At 73.9% G+C, this 17,400-nt stretch carries 17 protein-coding genes; 5 read left to right on the forward strand and 12 right to left on the reverse strand.

Going from position 1 to position 17,400, the window contains the following annotated elements; genetic code table 11:
• The 11 genes from BU198_RS11885 to BU198_RS11935 all read right to left on the reverse strand — a co-directional run.
• The coding region (locus tag BU198_RS11885) for a response regulator (protein WP_188296806.1) at positions 1-516 on the reverse strand (516 nt) is incomplete at its 3' end.
• Positions 513-1,736: a sensor histidine kinase gene (locus tag BU198_RS11890; protein ID WP_317620078.1), complete on the reverse strand. Its 1,224-nt coding sequence runs from the start codon at positions 1,734-1,736 to the stop codon at positions 513-515. The genes BU198_RS11890 and BU198_RS11885, both read right to left, overlap by 4 nt.
• Positions 1,737-1,752: 16 nt before the next feature.
• Positions 1,753-2,166: a hypothetical protein gene (locus BU198_RS11895; RefSeq protein ID WP_188296807.1), complete on the reverse strand. Its 414-nt coding sequence runs from the start codon at positions 2,164-2,166 to the stop codon at positions 1,753-1,755.
• A 101-nt stretch (positions 2,167-2,267) separates the two neighbouring features.
• Positions 2,268-3,563 carry a hypothetical protein gene (locus tag BU198_RS11900; RefSeq protein WP_188296808.1) on the reverse strand — a complete coding sequence of 432 codons (1,296 nt, stop codon included), beginning with the start codon at positions 3,561-3,563 and terminating at the stop codon, positions 2,268-2,270.
• A gap of 262 nt (positions 3,564-3,825) precedes the next feature.
• A complete protein-coding gene (locus tag BU198_RS11905; RefSeq protein ID WP_188296809.1) occupies positions 3,826-4,056 on the reverse strand; it encodes a hypothetical protein in 231 nt (76 codons plus the stop codon).
• Positions 4,040-4,975 (reverse strand): class I SAM-dependent methyltransferase, encoded by a 936-nt coding sequence (locus BU198_RS11910; protein WP_188296810.1) that lies wholly within the window; start codon positions 4,973-4,975, stop codon positions 4,040-4,042. The genes BU198_RS11905 and BU198_RS11910 overlap by 17 nt, the downstream gene beginning before the upstream one ends.
• Before the next feature lie 122 nt (positions 4,976-5,097).
• Positions 5,098-5,550 (reverse strand): Pycsar system effector family protein, encoded by a 453-nt coding sequence (locus tag BU198_RS11915; RefSeq protein ID WP_188296811.1) that lies wholly within the window; start codon positions 5,548-5,550, stop codon positions 5,098-5,100.
• Between the two features lie 158 nt (positions 5,551-5,708).
• The gene (locus BU198_RS11920; RefSeq protein ID WP_188296812.1) at positions 5,709-6,662 is read right to left on the reverse strand and encodes a hypothetical protein; all 954 of its coding nucleotides are present in this window, start codon (positions 6,660-6,662) and stop codon (positions 5,709-5,711) included.
• A complete protein-coding gene (locus BU198_RS11925) occupies positions 6,646-8,826 on the reverse strand; it encodes a hypothetical protein (protein ID WP_188296813.1) in 2,181 nt (726 codons plus the stop codon). Before BU198_RS11925 ends, BU198_RS11920 begins: the two co-directional genes overlap by 17 nt.
• Positions 8,823-9,797: a hypothetical protein gene (locus BU198_RS11930; RefSeq protein ID WP_188296814.1), complete on the reverse strand. Its 975-nt coding sequence runs from the start codon at positions 9,795-9,797 to the stop codon at positions 8,823-8,825. Before BU198_RS11930 ends, BU198_RS11925 begins: the two co-directional genes overlap by 4 nt.
• A 123-nt stretch (positions 9,798-9,920) precedes the next feature.
• Positions 9,921-10,613: a Crp/Fnr family transcriptional regulator gene (locus BU198_RS11935; protein ID WP_223244267.1), complete on the reverse strand. Its 693-nt coding sequence runs from the start codon at positions 10,611-10,613 to the stop codon at positions 9,921-9,923.
• 434 nt (positions 10,614-11,047) lie between these two features.
• Here BU198_RS11935 and BU198_RS11940 point away from each other — a divergent pair, with 434 nt between their 5' ends.
• The 5 genes from BU198_RS11940 (at position 11,048) to BU198_RS11960 (ending at position 15,818) form a co-directional block, all read left to right on the forward strand.
• Complete coding sequence (locus BU198_RS11940; RefSeq protein WP_223244268.1) at positions 11,048-12,769, forward strand: ATP-binding protein; 1,722 nt, start codon at positions 11,048-11,050, stop codon at positions 12,767-12,769.
• A 17-nt stretch (positions 12,770-12,786) separates the two neighbouring features.
• A complete protein-coding gene (locus BU198_RS11945) occupies positions 12,787-13,173 on the forward strand; it encodes a roadblock/LC7 domain-containing protein (RefSeq protein WP_188296815.1) in 387 nt (128 codons plus the stop codon).
• 104 nt (positions 13,174-13,277) lie between these two features.
• A complete protein-coding gene (locus BU198_RS11950; protein ID WP_188296816.1) occupies positions 13,278-13,640 on the forward strand; it encodes a DUF742 domain-containing protein in 363 nt (120 codons plus the stop codon).
• On the forward strand, positions 13,621-14,238 hold the full coding sequence (locus tag BU198_RS11955) for a GTP-binding protein (protein ID WP_188296817.1): 618 nt from the start codon (positions 13,621-13,623) through the stop codon (positions 14,236-14,238). The genes BU198_RS11950 and BU198_RS11955 overlap by 20 nt, the downstream gene beginning before the upstream one ends.
• Before the next feature lie 92 nt (positions 14,239-14,330).
• Entirely contained in the window at positions 14,331-15,818 is a 1,488-nt protein-coding gene (locus tag BU198_RS11960) for a cytochrome P450 (protein WP_188296818.1), read from the forward strand.
• Positions 15,819-15,848: 30 nt separating this feature from the next.
• On the opposite strand, the gene BU198_RS11965 is transcribed toward BU198_RS11960, so the two are convergent.
• Positions 15,849-17,400, reverse strand: a 1,552-nt coding sequence (locus tag BU198_RS11965) for a purple acid phosphatase family protein (RefSeq protein ID WP_188296819.1), incomplete at its 5' end; no start/stop codon positions are given.

The raw sequence follows: 17,400 nt of genomic DNA on the forward strand, positions 1-17,400 counted from the left end.
CCCCCCCCCCCCCCCCCCCCCCCCCCCCCCCCCCCCCCCCCCCCCCCCCCCCCCCCCCCCCCCCCCCCCCCCCCCCCCCCCCCCCCCACCCCCCTCCCCCAACCACCCCCCCCCCCCCTCCCCCCCCCCCACCACCCGCTCCCCCGCCGCGACCCGGCGGATCGCGTCGGCCAGCACCTCGGCCGGGGCGTCCTTGACCACGAAGCCGAGCGCGCCCGCCTCCATGGCCCGGCGCAGGTAGCCCGCGCGGCCGAAGGTGGTGAGGATGACGACCCGGCACCACGGCGCCCGCTGAGCCAGCACGGCGGCCGCCGCCAGGCCGTCCAGTCCCGGCATCTCGATGTCCAGCAGGGCGACGTCCGGCCGGTGCTCCGCGGCCGCCTCCGCGACCTCGTCGCCGCGGCCGACGGCGGCGACCACCTCGAAGTCGTCCTCCAGGTCGAGCAGGGCGCGCAGCGCGGTCCTGACCAGTTCCTGGTCCTCGGCGAGCAGCAGGCGGATCGTCCGGATCGTCATCTCGTCCCTTCGTTGCCGGTCCCGGGCCTGCCGGGGTCAGGGCCGCCCGGCGGGACGGTGACCAGCAGCCGCCACCCGTGCGGGTCCAGCGGGCCGGCCTCGACCGTACCGCCCGCCGCGGCGACCCGTTCCCGCAGGCCGGTCAGGCCCTTGCCGGCGGTTCGGTCCAGGCTGATGCCGCCGCCGCGGCCGCCGGTCCCGTCGTCGCGGATCTCCACCGTGGTGGCGGTGAGCAGCACCGAGCAGCGCCCGGCCCTGGCGTGCCTGACCACGTTGGTGATCCCCTCGCGCAGCACCCAGCCGAACAGTTCGCGCTCCCCCGGCGCGACCGCGTCCGCCGCCGTCGGCAGGTCGGCCACCACCCCGGCGGCGCGCAGCAGTTCGCGTCCGCGGGCGAGTTCACCGGTCAGGGTCACCTCGCGGTAGCCGGTGACGGCGGCGCGCACGTCGGACAGCGTCTGGCGGGACAGCGTCTCCACGGCGGCCATCTCCGCCACCGCCTGGTCCAGGTCCTTGACCGCCATCCGTTGCGCGAGGCGGGACTTGACGGTGATCGCGGTGAGCGAGTGCCCCAGCAGGTCGTGCAGGTCCCGGGCGATCCGGTTGCGCTCGGCCTCCGAGGCGAGCCGCGCCACCTCGGCCCTTGCGGCGACCAGGGCGCTGTTGGTGGCGGCGATCTCGGCGAAGGCGCCGCAGGTGAGCGAGGTGAACAGGAGGGCCAGCGCCTGGAATCCGCCCGGCCCGGTGTGCCAGGGGCGCACCGCCCAGGGCACCACCAGCGCGGCCACCGTACCGGCCGCCACCGCCCTCGCCGCGTACCCGCGCCACCGGATCGCGACCGCGGAGACGACCACGGTGGCGAGGAAGAAGGAGTCCTCGTGGGCGAACGGCAGCGCGGCCAGGAAGAGCGCCGTCATCGCCACCAGCAGCGGGGCGATCCAGCGCGGCCGGCCGCGCCCGAGGGCGAGGGCCAGCAGCGCGTAGCAGAGGCAGAACGCGACGACCACGGCGTATCCGGCGATCGCCGCCGCGCCGGAGACGGTGCCGCTCACGGCCATGGCGGTGAGCGCGGGGAAGACCATCATCCCGCTGCCCAGCAGGAGGCGCCGCCGGCCCTGCCCCCAGCTCCGGACGGGGTGCGGCGGGCCGTCCCGGCCGGGGGAGGCGGCCGGGCGGCCGGGGTCCTGGTCGCACTCGCGGCCGACGTCGTGGTCGGTCACCCTTGCGTCCCCCTCCTCAGAGCCTGGCGAACAGGCTACGCAGGTGCCGTCCGTTGACCACCGCGGCCACGCCCAGCAGGGCGAGCCCGCACACGGCCTGCTCGGCCTTCATCCACGCCGGGAACGTCCCGGGCAGGGCGACGATGGCGGCGATCGCGACGATCATGACGGCCGAGATGATCCGCAGCCGCCGGAAGGCGCCCCGGGAACCGTTGGCGGCCCGGACGGTCAGCAGGAGGGTGAGTGCGGCGCTGGCCACGACGATGGTGCCGCGGACCAGCACCGCGTCGTTGACCACCGCGTGGTGGTCACGGAGGGCGATGGCGGCCACCAGCGTGACGACGCTGAGGCCGAGGTAGGCGAGCACGAGCCGCCTCACGGTACGGAAGGCCCGACGGGTGTCGGGGTGGTGCAGGTCGGTGGTGGTCATGGCATCCATGCTGCTCGCCGGCCGGGTGCGCGCAGCAGTGTGCTCGCGCACCGGTACACCGTGACAATTGTCAGTGCCCGGCGGACTGGCCGACGTCGGGATCAGGCCGTGTAGCGGGCCGTGTGGTAGCCGCCGCTGGCCGTACGGTCCACCTCCTCGGCGCCCCAGGTGTGCGGTACGGCCAGGTTCCAGCGGGCCCGCAGGACCGCGTGCTCCTCGCGGTTCCCGGTCACGTACCACTGCCCCATCCGGCACCACGCCAGCGGCTCGTCCGCCTCCGTCGCCACCGCCCGCACCAGCTGCGCCGCCTGCCGGGCCACCTGCGCCTCCAGCGCGGCGTCCTCCGCCTCCAGGATCTGGTTCATCCGGTACGTGGCCTGGTCACCGTGCTGGAACATGGCGTACTCGGAGTCGTCCGTCATGTGCAGCCTGCCGTTCTCCAGCGCCGCCGTGCCGCTGCGCACCACCGCCTCCTGGGTGTCCCGCGCGATCCCGGCGTTGAGCCGGTTGAGCAGTTTGGCCTTCTCGGGGGTGGCCTCCGGGATCTGGCCGCCGCCCGTGCCGCCCTGCGCGGAGTACGCCTCGTGCAGGTCGTAGTCCCCGGTGTAGAGGTACTGCTTCCACCGCGGATCGGCCTTCAACTGGGCCAGCTCCGGGCCGCCGTCCTGTGCGTCCATGTCGATCGGCACATACGGCTCGCCGCCCGCGCCGGTCCGGACGATCCCCAGGGCCCGGACCGCCGGGGGCGGGTTGTCGATCCGTACGCCGATCAGGCCCTGCGCGTCCCAGTGGCCGACGAAGCCGCTCAGGTCGTGCGCCTTCAGCCAGTCCAGCACCCGCTCCGAACCGCCCTCGGCCCGCGCGTACTTCTTCTCGACGGACGAAGGCTTGATGGACTTCTCCAGGATCGTGTGCGGCTTCGGCTTGGCGCCCTCCGCGATGCGGCGGATGGAGAACTCCCCGGTCTCGCGGACGGCGATGGTGTACTTGTGCTTCCGGCACACCGCGGAGATCCGGGCCCAGTGGTCCTTCCACACGATGTCCCGCAGGGCGGCAGCCCGGCCGCGGGGCGTGACGTCCTGCCCGTCGTACGTGGCGGCCTCACAGACCCTCAGCACGTTGTCCGGGGTCAGCTGCCGCTGCCGCGTCGGCGCGGCGGCCCGGCCGTCCGGCGCGCGCTGGATCCCCGGCAGTGCCCGGCCGTCCGCGCCCTCCCCGTCCCGGTGCCCGGCGATCATGCGTGCCGTCGCCGCGTTGCCGACGGTGCGCTGGAGGGCCCCACCGGACTGCGCGGACGCGGCCCGGTCCCCGGGTCGTGCTCCGGTGCCGGACGGTCGGGCCCGGGCCCCGTCGCGACCGGGATCCCCGGCCCTCTCCGGCTGTTCCCTCAGGTGCATGCTGAAACCCCCTCGGTCCCGTTCGCCTCCGTTTATACAGCGGGAGCCGGGCGGGCGTGGAGTGCGGATCCGGACCCGGCCGCCGGTTCCGACGGTTCGGAACACCCGGCCGACGCCGCCGGTTCCGCGTCCAGCAGGCACACCATGTGCAGCTTCGCGACCGCCCGCCCGTCGACCGGCACCGCCCTCGGCTCCCGCCCCCACTCCTCGAACCCGCAGGCGGTGTAGACCCGCAGGGCAGGTTCGTTGCCCTCCGAGACCGTCAGCAGCACCTGCCGCAGCCGCCCAGCGCGGCCGGCCCGTCCTCAGCCTCGGCCAGCCGGCGCAGCGTCGCGGACAACGGCCTGCCCGCCTCCTCCGCGTGGCTGGAGGTGAAGGCGCTCGGCGACTCGCGCAGCGCCGCCAGCCGGAAGGCGCGGTACGGTGCGGCGTCCGCCGCGCCGAGGCGGCGCGGCAGCACGGGGCGCCGGTCGCGTTCAGCCGAGGCGGACACGGGTGCACCTGGTCACGTACGGCAGGGCGATCTCCTCCCGGCCCTCGAGGTCCGGGTGGGTGGCGAGCAGCTGCTCGACGTCGGCCAGCAGGCGCACCCGCTCCTCCTCCGGCAGCGCGATCACATAGCTGCGCGAGGCGACCATGTCGACGATCCCGGCCCGGGTGGTGAGGTGCTCCCAGCGGATCTCCAGCCGCTCGGGCTCGCCGAACGGCGCCGGGAGGACCGGCCGGGTGTCGATCCGCTGCGGTGCCGAACGGTGCATCAGCACGCCCAGCGCGGCGGCCCACGGCTCGGACTCGTCCCGGACGTTCCACACCAGCGCGAGCGTCCCGCCGGGGGCGAGCACCCGGGCGATCTCCGGCACCGCGACCGCCTGGTCGAACCAGTGCCAGGCCTGCGCCACCACCACGGCGTCCACACTGCCGTCCGGCAGCGGGATCCGTTCAGCCGACCCCGCCCTGACCGCCGCCTTCGGCACCGCCGCGGCCAGCCGCGCCCGCATCCCCTCGTCGGGTTCGACCGCGACCACGTCCAGCCCCGCCTCGACCAGCAGCCCGGTCAACTTGCCCGTCCCGGCGCCCAGATCGAGCACCCGCCGCGCCTCCCGGGGCACCGCCGAACCGACCAGCGCCCGCGGATAGCCCGGCCGGCCGTGCTGGTAAGCATCGACCGCGACCCCGAACGACCGCGACCGCAGCCGCCCCGCCCACCGCCGGGTGGCCCCCTGCCGCGTCATTCCGCAGGCCCGCCCGATCTCCTCCCAGGTCGCCTCCCGCCCGCGCCGCAGCTCCTCGACCAGCTCCGTCCGCCGCTCCTCCAGCGCCTCGATCACCTCCGACAACCGCCGCAGGCCCTCCACCCCTCCCCCGCCGGCCACGTCCTCCGCCACTCGCCGTCCACGATCGCCTGTGTTCATGGCCCGGCACTGTACGGACCTGTCGCGGAAGGCGTCAACAGTCATTGCTGATGAAGGCAACAGATGTTGCCTGTCTTTCGGGCCCCGGCCGTGGTGCGGCCGGGGCCGCCGGCGGTCCGCCGTCACAGCCGGAGGGTGAGCGCGAACTGGGGCAGCGCCAGCAGGAGCAGCACCGTCCCGGTCTCGATCCAGCGGTACTTCACGCGGATGATCGCGCTGGTGCCCGCCAGCGCCGAGAGCAGCGGGCCCGCCGGGTCGTGTCCGGCCCGCTCGAAGGCCCGGCGCAGCCGCTCGGGACCGGCGCCCGGGGTGATGTGCCCGAAGTAGCCGGGACCGTCCGCGCCACCGCCGCGCCCCTTTCGGTGACGCGGCACGAGTGCGGAGGCGAAGCAGCCGACGGCCAGCAGCGCGCCGGCCACGGCGCTCCAGCGCAGCAGCGGCCCCGGCCAGGCCGGAGATCCGGGGCCGGCCCCGCCGTCCAAGGGGATGAACGTGGCGAGCACCGCGCCGGTGAAGGCCAGGAAGACGGCCGCCTTGGTGTCAGCCCGGACGAGTTCCGCGCTGTTGGCCGCCATCAGGCGCTCCATCGCCGAGAGCGAGGACGGGGACGGGGACGGCGGCACTGCCGGCGCGGCGGGCCCGCGGGACCGGACCACGGGCAGCCGGGGCGCCCTGCCCACAGAACGCCTGCGGGCGACGCGTCGCGCCGGCTCGCGGCGCACGCCGGCCCGGGTCACCGCGGCACCCCGTTCGGGACACCGCCGGACCAGCCGTTGACGTGGGAACGAACCTTGGCGAAGTCCGGCCCCGGAGCCTGCGGGGCAGGACCGGGGACCTTCCGTCCGAGGGCGACCAGGCGGTCGCGCAGGATCCTGGACAGCTCGTCCTGCTCCTGCGCCGTCAACGTTCCCAGCATGCCCGCCATGTCGTCCTGCCAGGTGGTCTCGCCCCGGAGCAGTTCGGCGTGCTTGACCACCCAGTCGAGGACGTCGCGCACCTCGTCGGGCTTCCTGGCGAGCCACAACCCCGCGAGCGCGAGCGGGCCGTCCTGGACGGCCCGCCGACAGAAGCCGTACTCCTCCTGGCTCTTGGCCATCCAGTCGAAGGGCACGTCCATCGCATCGGGCTCCCCCAGCCTCAGTTCGTTCCCGTGCTCGCGGGCGAACACGTCCGTGACGCGGTAACTGAGACCGAAGTGGGGCAGCACGTACGGGGCCGCGAGGTACTGCACCAGTTCCTCGGGGCCCAACCTGGCCTGCACGGCGGCGAACTGCTCGTTGAGCTGGCGCAGGCGGCCTTCGAGATCCTTGCGGACCGGCAGCCAGCCCCGGCTGGTCCGGGTGCGCACGACCTGCGCGGCATCGTGGACCCACCACAGGACGTGGACCTCCACCGATTCCGTGCCGTACGGAGTGGGGAGACGGACCGCCCGGATGTCCGGGCGCTCGTCCAGCTCGACCAGGTACGCCCGGTCGAATCCGCGCAGTCCCAGCCGAGGGGCGGCTCCGCTCCCCTCCTCCGCGTCGGCCGGCCCCGGGCGGACCTCCCCCAACTGGTGGTGCAGCCCGGCCCGGTCCCGCAGGACCAGGGCCCGGTCTCGCCGCCCGGACCAACGGTGCCGGAGGATCTCCCGCCAGGGGGCGCGCGTGGCCTGGGTGTAGACGGGCGGGTCAGTGTCGACGGTCATCGGGTCCTCCGGACAGGGGGTCGGTGCGGTACGGCTGCGGCTCGCCGTGCCGCCAGGCCTCCAGGGCGCGGTGGGCGATGTCGCGGCCGACCAGATCGGGGTCGTCACTGCCGTCGATCTCGGCCAACAGCCCGAACTCGCCAGGGTGCATCTCCTGTGAGAGCGCGATGAGCAACGCCTCCACCGGAACTCGGAGCGGTTCGTCCCAGACCGCCTGCTGGCACCAGCCGAGCAGCCTGCGGCTGGTACCGGCGAACAGATCCCGTTCGTTCAGGGCTCGCCTGATGATCGTGACCACGCCCTCGCCGAGTTCGCCGTCGGGGCCCAGCTGTCCCAGGAACCAGAACGGGTCCTCGAGCAGATCGGGGAGGACGGTGAGCGCGAGTTCGGCGTCAGGCCCCGGCTGGTCCGCCCACTCCAGAAGCTCCCGGAACACGGCCGTCTGGTTGCCACCGGCGAAGAGACTCCGTAGTGACCAGCGCACCGCACTGGCGACTTCGCGCTCGTCGCCGTCCTGACCTCGGTAGCAGCGCCGGAGCAGTGAGAGTGCGAATTCCGGCCGGGCCGCTCCGAAGTCTCCCCCACAGGCGCCGGCCGCGGTCGACCGGAGTCGCCAGCCGCTCAAGCTCCAACTGGTGAGGCGGTACTTCACCTCGCCGACGAGGATCGGGTCCCGGGCTGCGATCCCCAGCGCGTACGCGGCGATGCTCCGGCTCCGCGGGTGCTCGGATCGGGCCAGCTCGCGGATGTGGGTCAATGCCTGACGGCCACCGCTCCAACCCGTGGCCAGACCCACCACGCGGCCCATGGGTTCGGCCAGATCGGACTCGGAGGCAGGGACTTCGTTGATCCATTCGGTCAGCAGTCCCGACACCTCTCCGTACTGTCGCCAGACGTGCCGCAGCACCGTCTCCGCCTGCCGGTGCCGTTTGAAGCGGATCGGTTCCACCGTGTAGGCGTAACCCGAGGTCCTCCGGGTCCCACCGGGCGAGCACTCGGCCCTGACGGTCGCCAACAGCTCGTCCAGTGAACGCCGGAAGACGAACCGCGGATTCGGCTGCGGTGCCTCGCCGGGCACGACCTGCGTCTGCCCGTCCGTACCCGCCCGCAGCACCGCGTTCAGACGGCCGTCGGCCAGCTTCAGCAAGCGGTCGGTCTCATCCCGGACGATCCGGTGGTCGAGCCCTTCCAGGACACTCGTCACCAGCAGGAACGCCAGCGCGTCCGGGTCCTCGCGAAGTTCCTTCAGGAGGTCGGGGACTTCCGTTTCCGCGAGGAAGCTGAGCCGCTGGCCGAGGTCGGCCGGGTCGGGGCCGTCGTCACCGGAACGACTCACCTCGTCGACGAGTTCGGCGACCTGGGACGGCATCAGCTCGGGTGCCAGCAGTTCGTCCAGGTCAGGTTCCAACCGGTCCAGCAGCGCTCGGCGTCGCTCCGGGGCGGGCACCACGGCCTCCAGGCGCGCGGCGAAGACCGCACGCGGCGACGGAGGTGTGTAGCGCACCGGGCTGAGCTCCAGGTCGCGGGCCACGCCCCGGAGACGGTCGGCGTCGTACGGCAGCATGACCACCATGAAGGCCTTGGCATCGTCCAACCGCTGGCGGAGCTTGGCGATCGCGGCCGGGCCGAGACGGACCGTGGGCGACAGTCCGTGCACCAGGTAGCCGCGCGCCTCGCTGTTCGTCGGCCGCCAGGACGACAGGTCCGAGTCGCTGTCGAGGGCGCGCAGGGCCGTGACGCTGTGACCGCTGCGCTCGAACAGCAGGTTGAGGGCCGTGGTCCGGCGCCCGGTGCCGGGGTCCCCGGCGAGGAAGAGCAGGCGGGTGCCGAGCGTCCGCAGCGCCTCGGGGAAGCAGTCCGGCTCCGCGAACCCCGTCCGGGCGGCCAGGACCTCCAGGCCGGAGATGGGGCCGTCCTGCGCCTCGACCCGCTCGCCGGTGCCCGGCGCAGTTCCGACACCACCGTTCTCGACGCGCTGGTCCCCGTGCACCGAACCGGCGTTGATGTTTCCGTGCGGCGCGTAGATGAAGTGCGGGCGATCAGCCCCCCAGGCGGCGAAGCGGTCCGCGAGGCCGCCGCCGAGGTCATCGAAGTCGAGGTCGGGATCGAGGTCGTCCGCCCCGCCGGACGGCCCTTCGATCGCCGGACGCTCGTCGGGGTTCACCGGTGGTGCTCGTTCTTGTCGCCGTGGACGGTGTCGCCCTTGTTCCCCGTCACGTAGTCGCCGCCGAAGCCCCCGAGCGAGTCCCCGCGCACGAAGTCGCGTCCCGCGTACGGGCCGCTGGCGTTGGTGACGCTCTGGCCGCCGTGCACCGTGCCGGAGTTCAGGTTGCTGCCGTCGCCCCGCTGGGTCACCACCGTCCGCGGCGCGCGGCGGCCCTCCGGGCGTCCGGCCCGCGGTTCGCCCGGCTTCCGTCCGTCCTGCCCCTCCTGTTCCGCCACGACGGTGTCACCGAGGATCCGCCGGTCGTACAGGTTCCCCGACGGCGTGGGCACGTACAGCCACGCCTGCTGGTCGAAGCGCTTGCCCTCCACCGTCGCCGGCACCTCGATGAAGTGGTCGGGGTGGCGCCCGGTGTAGCCGCCGGCCACCGCGTCCTGGTAGCACCGGTCGGACAGGATGGCCGCCACGTGGGTGATGCTCTCGTTGGAGGCCGCCAGCATCGCCTTCACCGGACGGGAGTCAAGCAGCCGGTGGGTGTCGTTGCGCGGGGTGCCGTTGCCGTCGAACTCGCCGCCCGTGTCCGGGAGCGGGCCGATGTGGAGGCTGACCCGCAGCCGGATGCGCACCGTCCCGACGGAGTGCACGTTGAACTCCGTGAGCACCTCCTGGAGGGTGTTCAGCCAGGGGTGGATCAGGAAGGGCATCCAGGCCGGGTCGAAGCCGAACACGTATCCGTCGCCGGTCGAGTTCGGGAACCGCCGCTCCTGCCAGACCTCGGCCAGTCCGGCCCGCTCGAAGGACCACTGGAGCACCTCCGGCACGGACTTGCTGATCACGCCGTGCTCGATCGCCGGGTACCCGGTGAAGTCCTTGGCATCCACGGCGACGATGCCCCGGTACGGCGGGAGGTGCCGGCTGCGGCTGTACGGCAGGGCACTGGCCTCGGGCATCGGCTGGTCGAACTCGGTCATCTCTGCTCCTTCGTCGTTCCGTGCTGACCTTGCGTCACCAAGCTTCGCGAGACGGCGCCGCGCGGTGTGCCCGGTCGGTGCGGAAAGCGGGTGACGGAGGTCACACGGGAAGGGGGCGGGGCGTCAGTCACCGGGCGGCACGGCCGCGCGGCGGAGGGCGGGGAGATCGCCGAGGGCGATGGACTTCCGGCCGGCGTCGACACCGTGGGCGGCCAGTGCCCCGAGGGCCGCGGTGACGGTGTTCCGGGACACCCCGAGGTGCTGGGCCAGTTCGTCCCGGGTCAGGGCGAGTTCGATCCGGCGGCCGGGCGTCGCCGCGGGGCCCGCGGAGAGGTCGGCGAGCGCGACCAGGGCTGCCGCCAGCCGCGGCACGACGTCGCCGCCGGTCCGGGCCAGGTCGGATTCCCGCAGCCGGCCCATGGCGTAGCGGACCATCACGGGGAACAGCTCGCGGTCGGCGACGAAGCGCAGGAAGACCGCCTTGGCGAGGACCGCGACCGTGCAGTCGGAGATCGCCTGGACGCTCGCCGAGCGGACGCCGTCGTCCAGGACGGCCACTTCCCCGAGGAGTTCGCCCGGACCCCGGAATGCCAGCAGCCGGACGTCGCCGTTGCGTTCCCGCCGGCTCACCTTGGCCACTCCGGCCAGCAGGGCGAGGACGTGGGTACCCGGTTCGCCCTGGCGCAGCAGGGTGGCGCCGATCGGGTGGCGGCGCTCGAACGCGTCCTCCAGCATGCCCGTCCAGACCGCGTGGCCCATGAGGTGGCGCAGGGTCCGGCCAGGCCGGGCCGGTGGGCGGCTGCCGTGATCTGTCATGCGGTGACCCTAGGGTCACCGCGCCCGGCACGCAGGGGAATCCGGGCCCCGGGGCCGGGTTCGGCAGGCCCGGCGGTGCGGCCTCGTCCGGGTGATTGCCATGTGTCGGGTTGACCGGGACGGCCGCCGTAGCACGAACTCCTCGGGAGGTGGCGGGACTTGGCGAGGAAACCCTTCACATGAGCGAATCCGGAGCGGGTCGGCGGCGCGCGGGCGCCGGGGCGAGAAGCCTGGTGGATGGGCACTGGCCGGTCCGGTTGCGACTGGTGTACGAGATGTCGGGGTTGTCCGGCACGTTGCCACAAGTCGGTTGCGGGACGGTATTTTTTACTTTCGGTCAGGATGTCCTGAACTTGGCTATGCTGCACCACCACGCCACCGGAGCCGGTCACCACCCGTCCCCCCGTACTGTTCCGATCGTCTGAGGATGCTGAATGCTTCGAGCTGGATCGTCACCCGCCAGACGGCGCCGCGCGCCACTGCTCGGCTGGCTGCTGCCGACGGCCGTGATGGCCGCGGCCGTGGCGGTCGCCGCGGTGGTGGTGTCCGCCGGGGCCCGGGCCGGGGTGCTGTGGTGCGGGGCGACGGGCACCGTGCTGGTGGCCGTGGTGGCCGCCGAGTCGGCCCGCCGGGGGCGGGTGCTGAGTGAGTCACGCGACCGGCACTCCCGGCAGCTGGAGGAGTTGCAGCGCCGCCTGGCCGGTCAGGAGGACGAGCTGGACCGGCTCGGCCGCGGCGAGCTGGGCAGGATCGTCGCCGGGGCCCGGTACGGGTACTCGTTCGACGTCCTGACCCGTCCGCTGGAGACCGGCGACGCACCCGTCTCGCCGCGCTTCCGCCGCTCCCTGGTGAACCTCGCCGAGGGCGTCGCCAAAGCCGTCGACGACGAGGCCAGCCGGCGCGACTCGGCCGAGCGCGCCTTCGTCAACATCGCCCGCCGGGTGCAGGCCATCATCCACCGGCAGGCCAAGGACCTGCGGGAGATGGAGGACCGGCACGGCAACGACCCCGCCGTCTTCGACGACCTGCTGCGCCTGGACCACGGCAACGCACTGACCGGCCGGCTGGCCGACAGCATCGCCGTGCTGTCCGGCGCCCGCCCCGGCCGCCAGTGGACCCGTCCGATCGCGCTCTACAGCGTGCTGCGCGGCGGCATGTCCCGGATCCTGGAGTACCAGCGGGTGGACCTCCACCCGGTGGCGCAGATCTCGGTCACGGGACCGGCCGTCGAGCCGCTGATCCACGCCGTCTCCGAACTGCTCGACAACGCCACCCGCTACTCTCCGCCGCACACCCACGTGCACCTGAGCGCCTCCGAGGTGCAGAGCGGGATGGCGATCGAGATCGAGGACGGCGGACTCGGCCTGACCGACGAGGCCAGGCTCCGCGCCGAGCGGGCGATGCGCGAGGCGATGGTCTCCAAGGACTTCGACGACCTCACCGAGTCACCCCGGCTGGGCTTCGCCATCGTCGGCCGGCTCTGCCAGGCGTACGGCTTCCAGGTCTCGCTGCGCCGCTCCGCGTACGGCGGCGTGCGGGCGGTGCTGGTCGTGCCGCAGGAGCTGCTCACCACCGCACCGCCGACCGGGCGGGCGCACGGCATCGGCGCCTTCTCCGGCCCGCGCCCGCTTCCGCCGAACCCGCCCCGGCACGCGGCCCCCGGGCGACCCGGGGGTGCCCGGACGACCTCGGCGGGCGTCGGGCCGTCGTACGGCTCGACCAACCCGTGGGGGCCCTCCGTCTCGGCCTCCGGGGACGATGAGGTGATCGTGACCGAGTGGACGCCCAACGGCCTGCCGCAGCGCCGGCGGAGCCGCCCTTCGGTGCCCAGGGGCGGGTTCACCGCCCGCGCCGCCGCCAGGCCCGCGGGGCCGCCGGCCCAGGCGCCGCGCCATGCCTCCGCCCCGGCCCCGACTCCGGTCCCCGCCAAGGAACCGAAGCAGCCGGGCCTGTGGCTGGAGGCGTTCATGGACGGCATCAAGGGCACCGGCCCCGCACCGTCCGGACGCACGCCGGACGCCGGGCGCGGCACCGACGGCGGGCAGACCGGTGCCGGACAGCAAGGTCCCGGACAGGCAGGCCCCGGGCAGCCCGGTGCCGGGCACATCAGCGCCGCACACACCACTGAAGAGACGGCAGGGAAAGGCGAGCAGTGATTCCGCACCGCAGCAACATGGACTGGATCCTCAACGACCTCGCGCACAGCGTCCCGTGCGTACGCCACATCATCGTGCTGTCCGCCGACGGCCTGCGGATCGCCCAGTACGGCACCGACCCGGACACCGCCGACCGCCTCGCCGCCGCCTGCGCCGGGCTGCAGAGCCTGGCCGGCGCGATCGGGCACGAGTTCCCGCACGGCGACGGCTCGATGCGGCTGGTGGTGATCGAGGTGGACGGCGGCTACTTCTACCTGATGGCGGCCGGCGACCGGGCCTACCTCGCGGTGCTCGCCGACGAGGGCGTGGACGCCGGGCTGGTGAGCCACCAGATGCGCGACCTGGTCGCGAGGATCGGCGAGCACCTGTCCACGCCGCCGCGCAACCCCGAGGTGGTCGCGTGAACCGGCGCCCGGCCCGGCCCGCCGCCACGGGCTTCGGCGGCGGGGCGGGCACATGAACGAGCACAGCGGGACGGGCACATGAACGAGCACAGCGAGGCGGTGGCATGACGGCCGAGCAGGGCGGCTGGGAGGGCCCCGAGCCCGACCGGCTGTACGTGATCACCCGGGGCCGCAGCAGCCCCGCGGGGCCGGGGGTCTTCGACCTGGTCACCCTGATCGTCTCCCGCGCGGAGCCGACCCCCGCCCACCAGCCGGAGCACGCCGCCATCCTGCGGCTGTGCCGCTCCCCGCTCTCGGTCGCGGAGGTCTCCGCCTACCTGGAGCTGCCCGCCAGCGTGGTCACCGTCCTGCTGGCGGACCTGCTCGACGACGGGCTGATCGAGGCCCGCACCGCCGCCGTGCCCGCGGCGGAACTCCCCGACCGTGCCCTGTTGGAGGCGGTGATCCATGGACTTCAGCGGCTCTGACACGGTGGCCGGTCCGGCCGGTGCGGACCTGCTGCCCGACACCGTCACCACCGCCGTCAAGGTGGTGATCGTCGGCGGCTTCGGCGTCGGCAAGACGACGCTGGTCAGCGCGGTCAGCGAGATCCGTCCGCTGACCACCGAGGAGACCATGACCCAGGCCGGGGTCGGCGTGGACGACCCGACCGGCGTCGAGCAGAAGACCTCCACCACCGTGGCCATGGACTTCGGCCGGATCAGCATCAGCGACCGGCTCGTGCTGTACGTCTTCGGCACCCCCGGCCAGGAGCGGTTCTGGTTCCTCTGGAACGGTCTGTTCGAGGGCGCCCTGGGCGCGGTGGTACTGGTGGACACCCGCCGGCTGGAGGTCAGCTTCGAGGTGATCGGGCGGCTGGAGGAGCGCGGCGTGCCCTTCGTGGTGGCCGTCAACAGCTTCCCGGAATCGCCGTCCGTCCCGCTCGACGAGCTGCGGAACGCACTGGACCTGCCGGCCGAGGTACCGATCGTCGCCTGCGACGCGCGCAGCCGGGAGTCCAGCCGGGACACCCTGATGACCCTGATGCACTACCTGTACGAGCTGGCCGCCCCGCGCACCGGCTGATCCGACGGCCCGTCCGTCCGACGCCCGTGCCCGACCCCGTGCCCGACCCTGTGCCAGCCCCCCCGCGACCGACCCCCGCGACCGGAGATTCCGTGACCAGCCCCTTCCCCGAACCCGCCGTCCCCACGTACGCCGCTGCCGCCCCGCCGCCCGGGTGTCCGGCCCACGCGGGCGGCATCGGCCCGACCGGCCCCGGCGGCCTGCGCCGGCTGTACGGCCCCGAGGCCGAGACCGACCCGGCCGGCCTGTACGAGAAGCTGCGCGCCGAACACGGCGAGGTGGCCCCGGTGCTGCTGCACGGCGACCACCGGGCCTGGCTGGTGCTCGGCCACGGCGCCAACATCACCGTGATGCGCACCCCCTCGCTGTTCTCCCGGGACTCCCGGCTGTGGAGCGCCTTCCGCAACGACGAGGTGCCGGCGGACTCCCCGCTGCTGCCGGTGGTCGCCTGGCAGCCGATCTGCGTGTTCGCGGACGGCGAGGAGCACCGACGGCTGCGCGGGGCGCTGCTGGACGGCCTGAACGGCTTCGACCGGCGCGGCATCCGCCGCCACGTCCGCCGCTTCACCACCGACCTGGTCCAGGTGGTCGGGCCGACCGGCGAGGCCGAGCTGATCTCCCAGTTCGCCGAGCACCTGCCGATGCTGGTGATGACCAAGCTGCTCGGCATGCCCGACGAGTACGGTCCGCAGCTGGTGACCGCCGCCCGGGACCTGATGAAGGGCACCGAGACGGCGATCGCCAGCAACGAGTACGTGGTCGCCGGTCTGCGCCGGACCATCGCCATCCGGCGCGACAGCCCCGGGGACGACCTGACCAGCCGGCTCCTGGCGCACCCCGCCGGGCTGACCGAGGACGAGGTGATGGAGCACCTGCGGGTGGTGCTGCTGGCGGCGAACGAGACGACCGTCAACCTGATCGCCGACTCGCTGAAGATGGTGCTGACCGACCCGCGCTTCCGCGCCCACCTCTCCGGCGGGCAGATGACCCTGGGCGAGGCCCTGGACCAGGTGCTCTGGGACTCCCCGCCGATGTCCCTGGTGGCGGGCCGCTGGGCGACCGCCGACACCGAGCTGGGCGGTCAGCTGATCCGGGCCGGGGACCTGCTGCTGCTCGGGCTCGCGGCGGGCAACGTCGACCCGGTGGTCCGGCCCGACCTGGCCGCGCCGCTGTACGGCAACCGCTCCCACCTGTCCTTCGGCGCCGGCCCGCACGAGTGCCCGGGCCAGGACATCGGGCGGCACGTCGCCGAGGCCGGGATCGACATCCTGCTGACCCTGCTGCCGGACGTGCGGCTCGCGGTGCCGGAGGAGGAGCTGAGCTGGAGCTCGGCCTGGATCTCCCGGCACCTGACGGCGCTGCCGGTGGAGTTCACCGCCCGCGACATCGAACCCGACCCGGTCTCGGTGGCCGAGGCGGAGCGGGCGGCGAACGAGGCCGCGGAGCGGGAGTCCGGGGCTCCGGCCGTCCCGGCGGCCCGGAGTGCCGAGGCCGGTGGAACCCCGGAGCCGGTCGCCCCGACCGTCCCGGCGCAGCGCCGCGGTTGGTGGGACGTGCTCACGGGCCTGTTCCGGCGCTGACGGGGGCCGCCCCGGCAGCGATCGGGCCCGTCAGCCCCGCCCGTCGGTCCGGCTCCGGTACAGCGTGAAGGTGTCCACCGGGCTGAGGTCGCCGTGCGGCCCGTCGAAGGTGTAGTAGGTGACCCGCATGGTGGTGGTGCCGCCGCGCCGGTCGCCTGGGTCGACGTCGAAGGCGGCGAAGCCGTGGGTGTGGGTGCGGTCCTGGTGGGCGGCCCACGGCGCGTCCTCGGTGAGCCAGACCGACTCCCGGTACGGCGCCGGCGGGCGCGGCGCGTCCTCCAGGGCGACCACCACCCGGCCCCTGGGCTCGGGGAACAGGTCGTCCTGGGTGGTGGCGGCGTTGCCCCCGGTGCCGATGACCATGTGGACGGTGCCGCGCCCGGTGTCGATCAGGTCGGTCCTGGTGTCGACCGGCACCGGGGTGCGGGTGTCGTTGGGCAGGGTGCCGCGGACGGCGTGCGAGCGCTCGTAGTAGTGCTCGTGGCCGCAGACCACCAGGTCGACCCCGTAGGCGTCGAACAGCGGTCCCCAGGCCTCGCGGACGCCGAGGTCGCCGCCGGCGCCGTGCCGCGAGCTGGACATCATCGGGTGGTGCATGCACACCACGATCCAGTCGATCGACCTGTTGCCCCGTGCCGCCCGCAACTCCCGCTCCAGCCAGCGCTGTTGGGCGCCCCCGGAGTAGCCGCGCAGGTAGCTGTCGCCGGAGTCCTGGATGGCCACGTCGTCGTTGGCCAGGCTGACGAAGCGCACCGAGCCGACCGTGAAGGCATACCACATGCCCCTGGTCTCCTCATCGGCGGAGGCCGTGGAGTCGGGCAGCGAGAAGTAGGTCTGGTAGCCGAGGGCGCCGATCGGGCCGTTGCCGCCCTCGTTCTCGCCGTTGCCCGCGCAGGGCATCCAGGGGCGCAGCCGGGCCGAGCGGCTGTTGTTGATGAACCAGTCGGCCCAGGTGGCGGTGCGGCCCTGGCCGTGCCGACCGCTGTAGGAGGCGTAGCAGAGGTCGCCGTTGACCAGGTTGAACAGCGGGCCGACGCGTTCCACGGCGGCGACGATGTCGGCGGAGTGCGCGGTGCCGACCTGGCTGCTGGTGAACACCGGGTACCTGCCGAGCGGCGAGGGAACGCCGTCCGGGAGGACCACCCGGCGGCGGAGGTTGGGGGTGGCCTGGTCGCCGAAGCTGGTGAAGGTGAAGGGTGCCCGGCCGCGCGGGGCGGTGGTGAAGCCGCCCGTCTCGGGGTTGGCGCCGTCGTGGCCGGCGCCGTAGAGATACGTGGTGCCGGGGCGCAGGCCGGTGAGGCGGGCGTGGTGGACGTACACCTCGGCCTGGTCGACGGCGTCCCGGTAGGTGCGGGTCTCGGCGTCGACGGAGCGGCCGAGGCCGCCGTCCGGCGAGCCGTAGCGGACCCGCGGGCGGCGTACGGACTGCGGGGTGAGCCAGGAGACGGTCATCTCGGTGGCGGGGTCGGTGCCGAACTGGAGGTGGAGTCCGGTCACGCTGGGCGCCCCGGTGCGGTGCGGGGTGCCCAGCAGCAGCGGGCCGGCCGGCGCGTCGGCAGCGGGCGCGTCACCGGCGGGCGCA

The organism is Streptomyces sp. CBMA156, from assembly GCF_014596515.1.
In the GTDB taxonomy this organism is placed as follows: domain Bacteria; phylum Actinomycetota; class Actinomycetes; order Streptomycetales; family Streptomycetaceae; genus Kitasatospora.

Bases quoted from the DNA above. Each gene is read 5' to 3' on its own strand.
- BU198_RS11910 (WP_188296810.1), bottom strand. From the start codon at position 4,975: ATGAACACAGGCGATCGTGGACGGCGAGTGGCGGAGGACGTGGCCGGC.
- BU198_RS11945 (WP_188296815.1), top strand. From the start codon at position 12,787: ATGGACTGGATCCTCAACGACCTCGCGCACAGCGTCCCGTGCGTACGC.
- BU198_RS11915 (WP_188296811.1), bottom strand. From the start codon at position 5,550: ATGGCGGCCAACAGCGCGGAACTCGTCCGGGCTGACACCAAGGCGGCC.
- BU198_RS11895 (WP_188296807.1), bottom strand. From the start codon at position 2,166: ATGACCACCACCGACCTGCACCACCCCGACACCCGTCGGGCCTTCCGT.
- BU198_RS11930 (WP_188296814.1), bottom strand. From the start codon at position 9,797: ATGACCGAGTTCGACCAGCCGATGCCCGAGGCCAGTGCCCTGCCGTAC.
- BU198_RS11935 (WP_223244267.1), bottom strand. From the start codon at position 10,613: ATGACAGATCACGGCAGCCGCCCACCGGCCCGGCCTGGCCGGACCCTG.
- BU198_RS11920 (WP_188296812.1), bottom strand. From the start codon at position 6,662: ATGACCGTCGACACTGACCCGCCCGTCTACACCCAGGCCACGCGCGCC.
- BU198_RS11950 (WP_188296816.1), top strand. From the start codon at position 13,278: ATGACGGCCGAGCAGGGCGGCTGGGAGGGCCCCGAGCCCGACCGGCTG.
- BU198_RS11940 (WP_223244268.1), top strand. From the start codon at position 11,048: ATGCTTCGAGCTGGATCGTCACCCGCCAGACGGCGCCGCGCGCCACTG.
- BU198_RS11900 (WP_188296808.1), bottom strand. From the start codon at position 3,563: ATGCACCTGAGGGAACAGCCGGAGAGGGCCGGGGATCCCGGTCGCGAC.
- BU198_RS11955 (WP_188296817.1), top strand. From the start codon at position 13,621: ATGGACTTCAGCGGCTCTGACACGGTGGCCGGTCCGGCCGGTGCGGAC.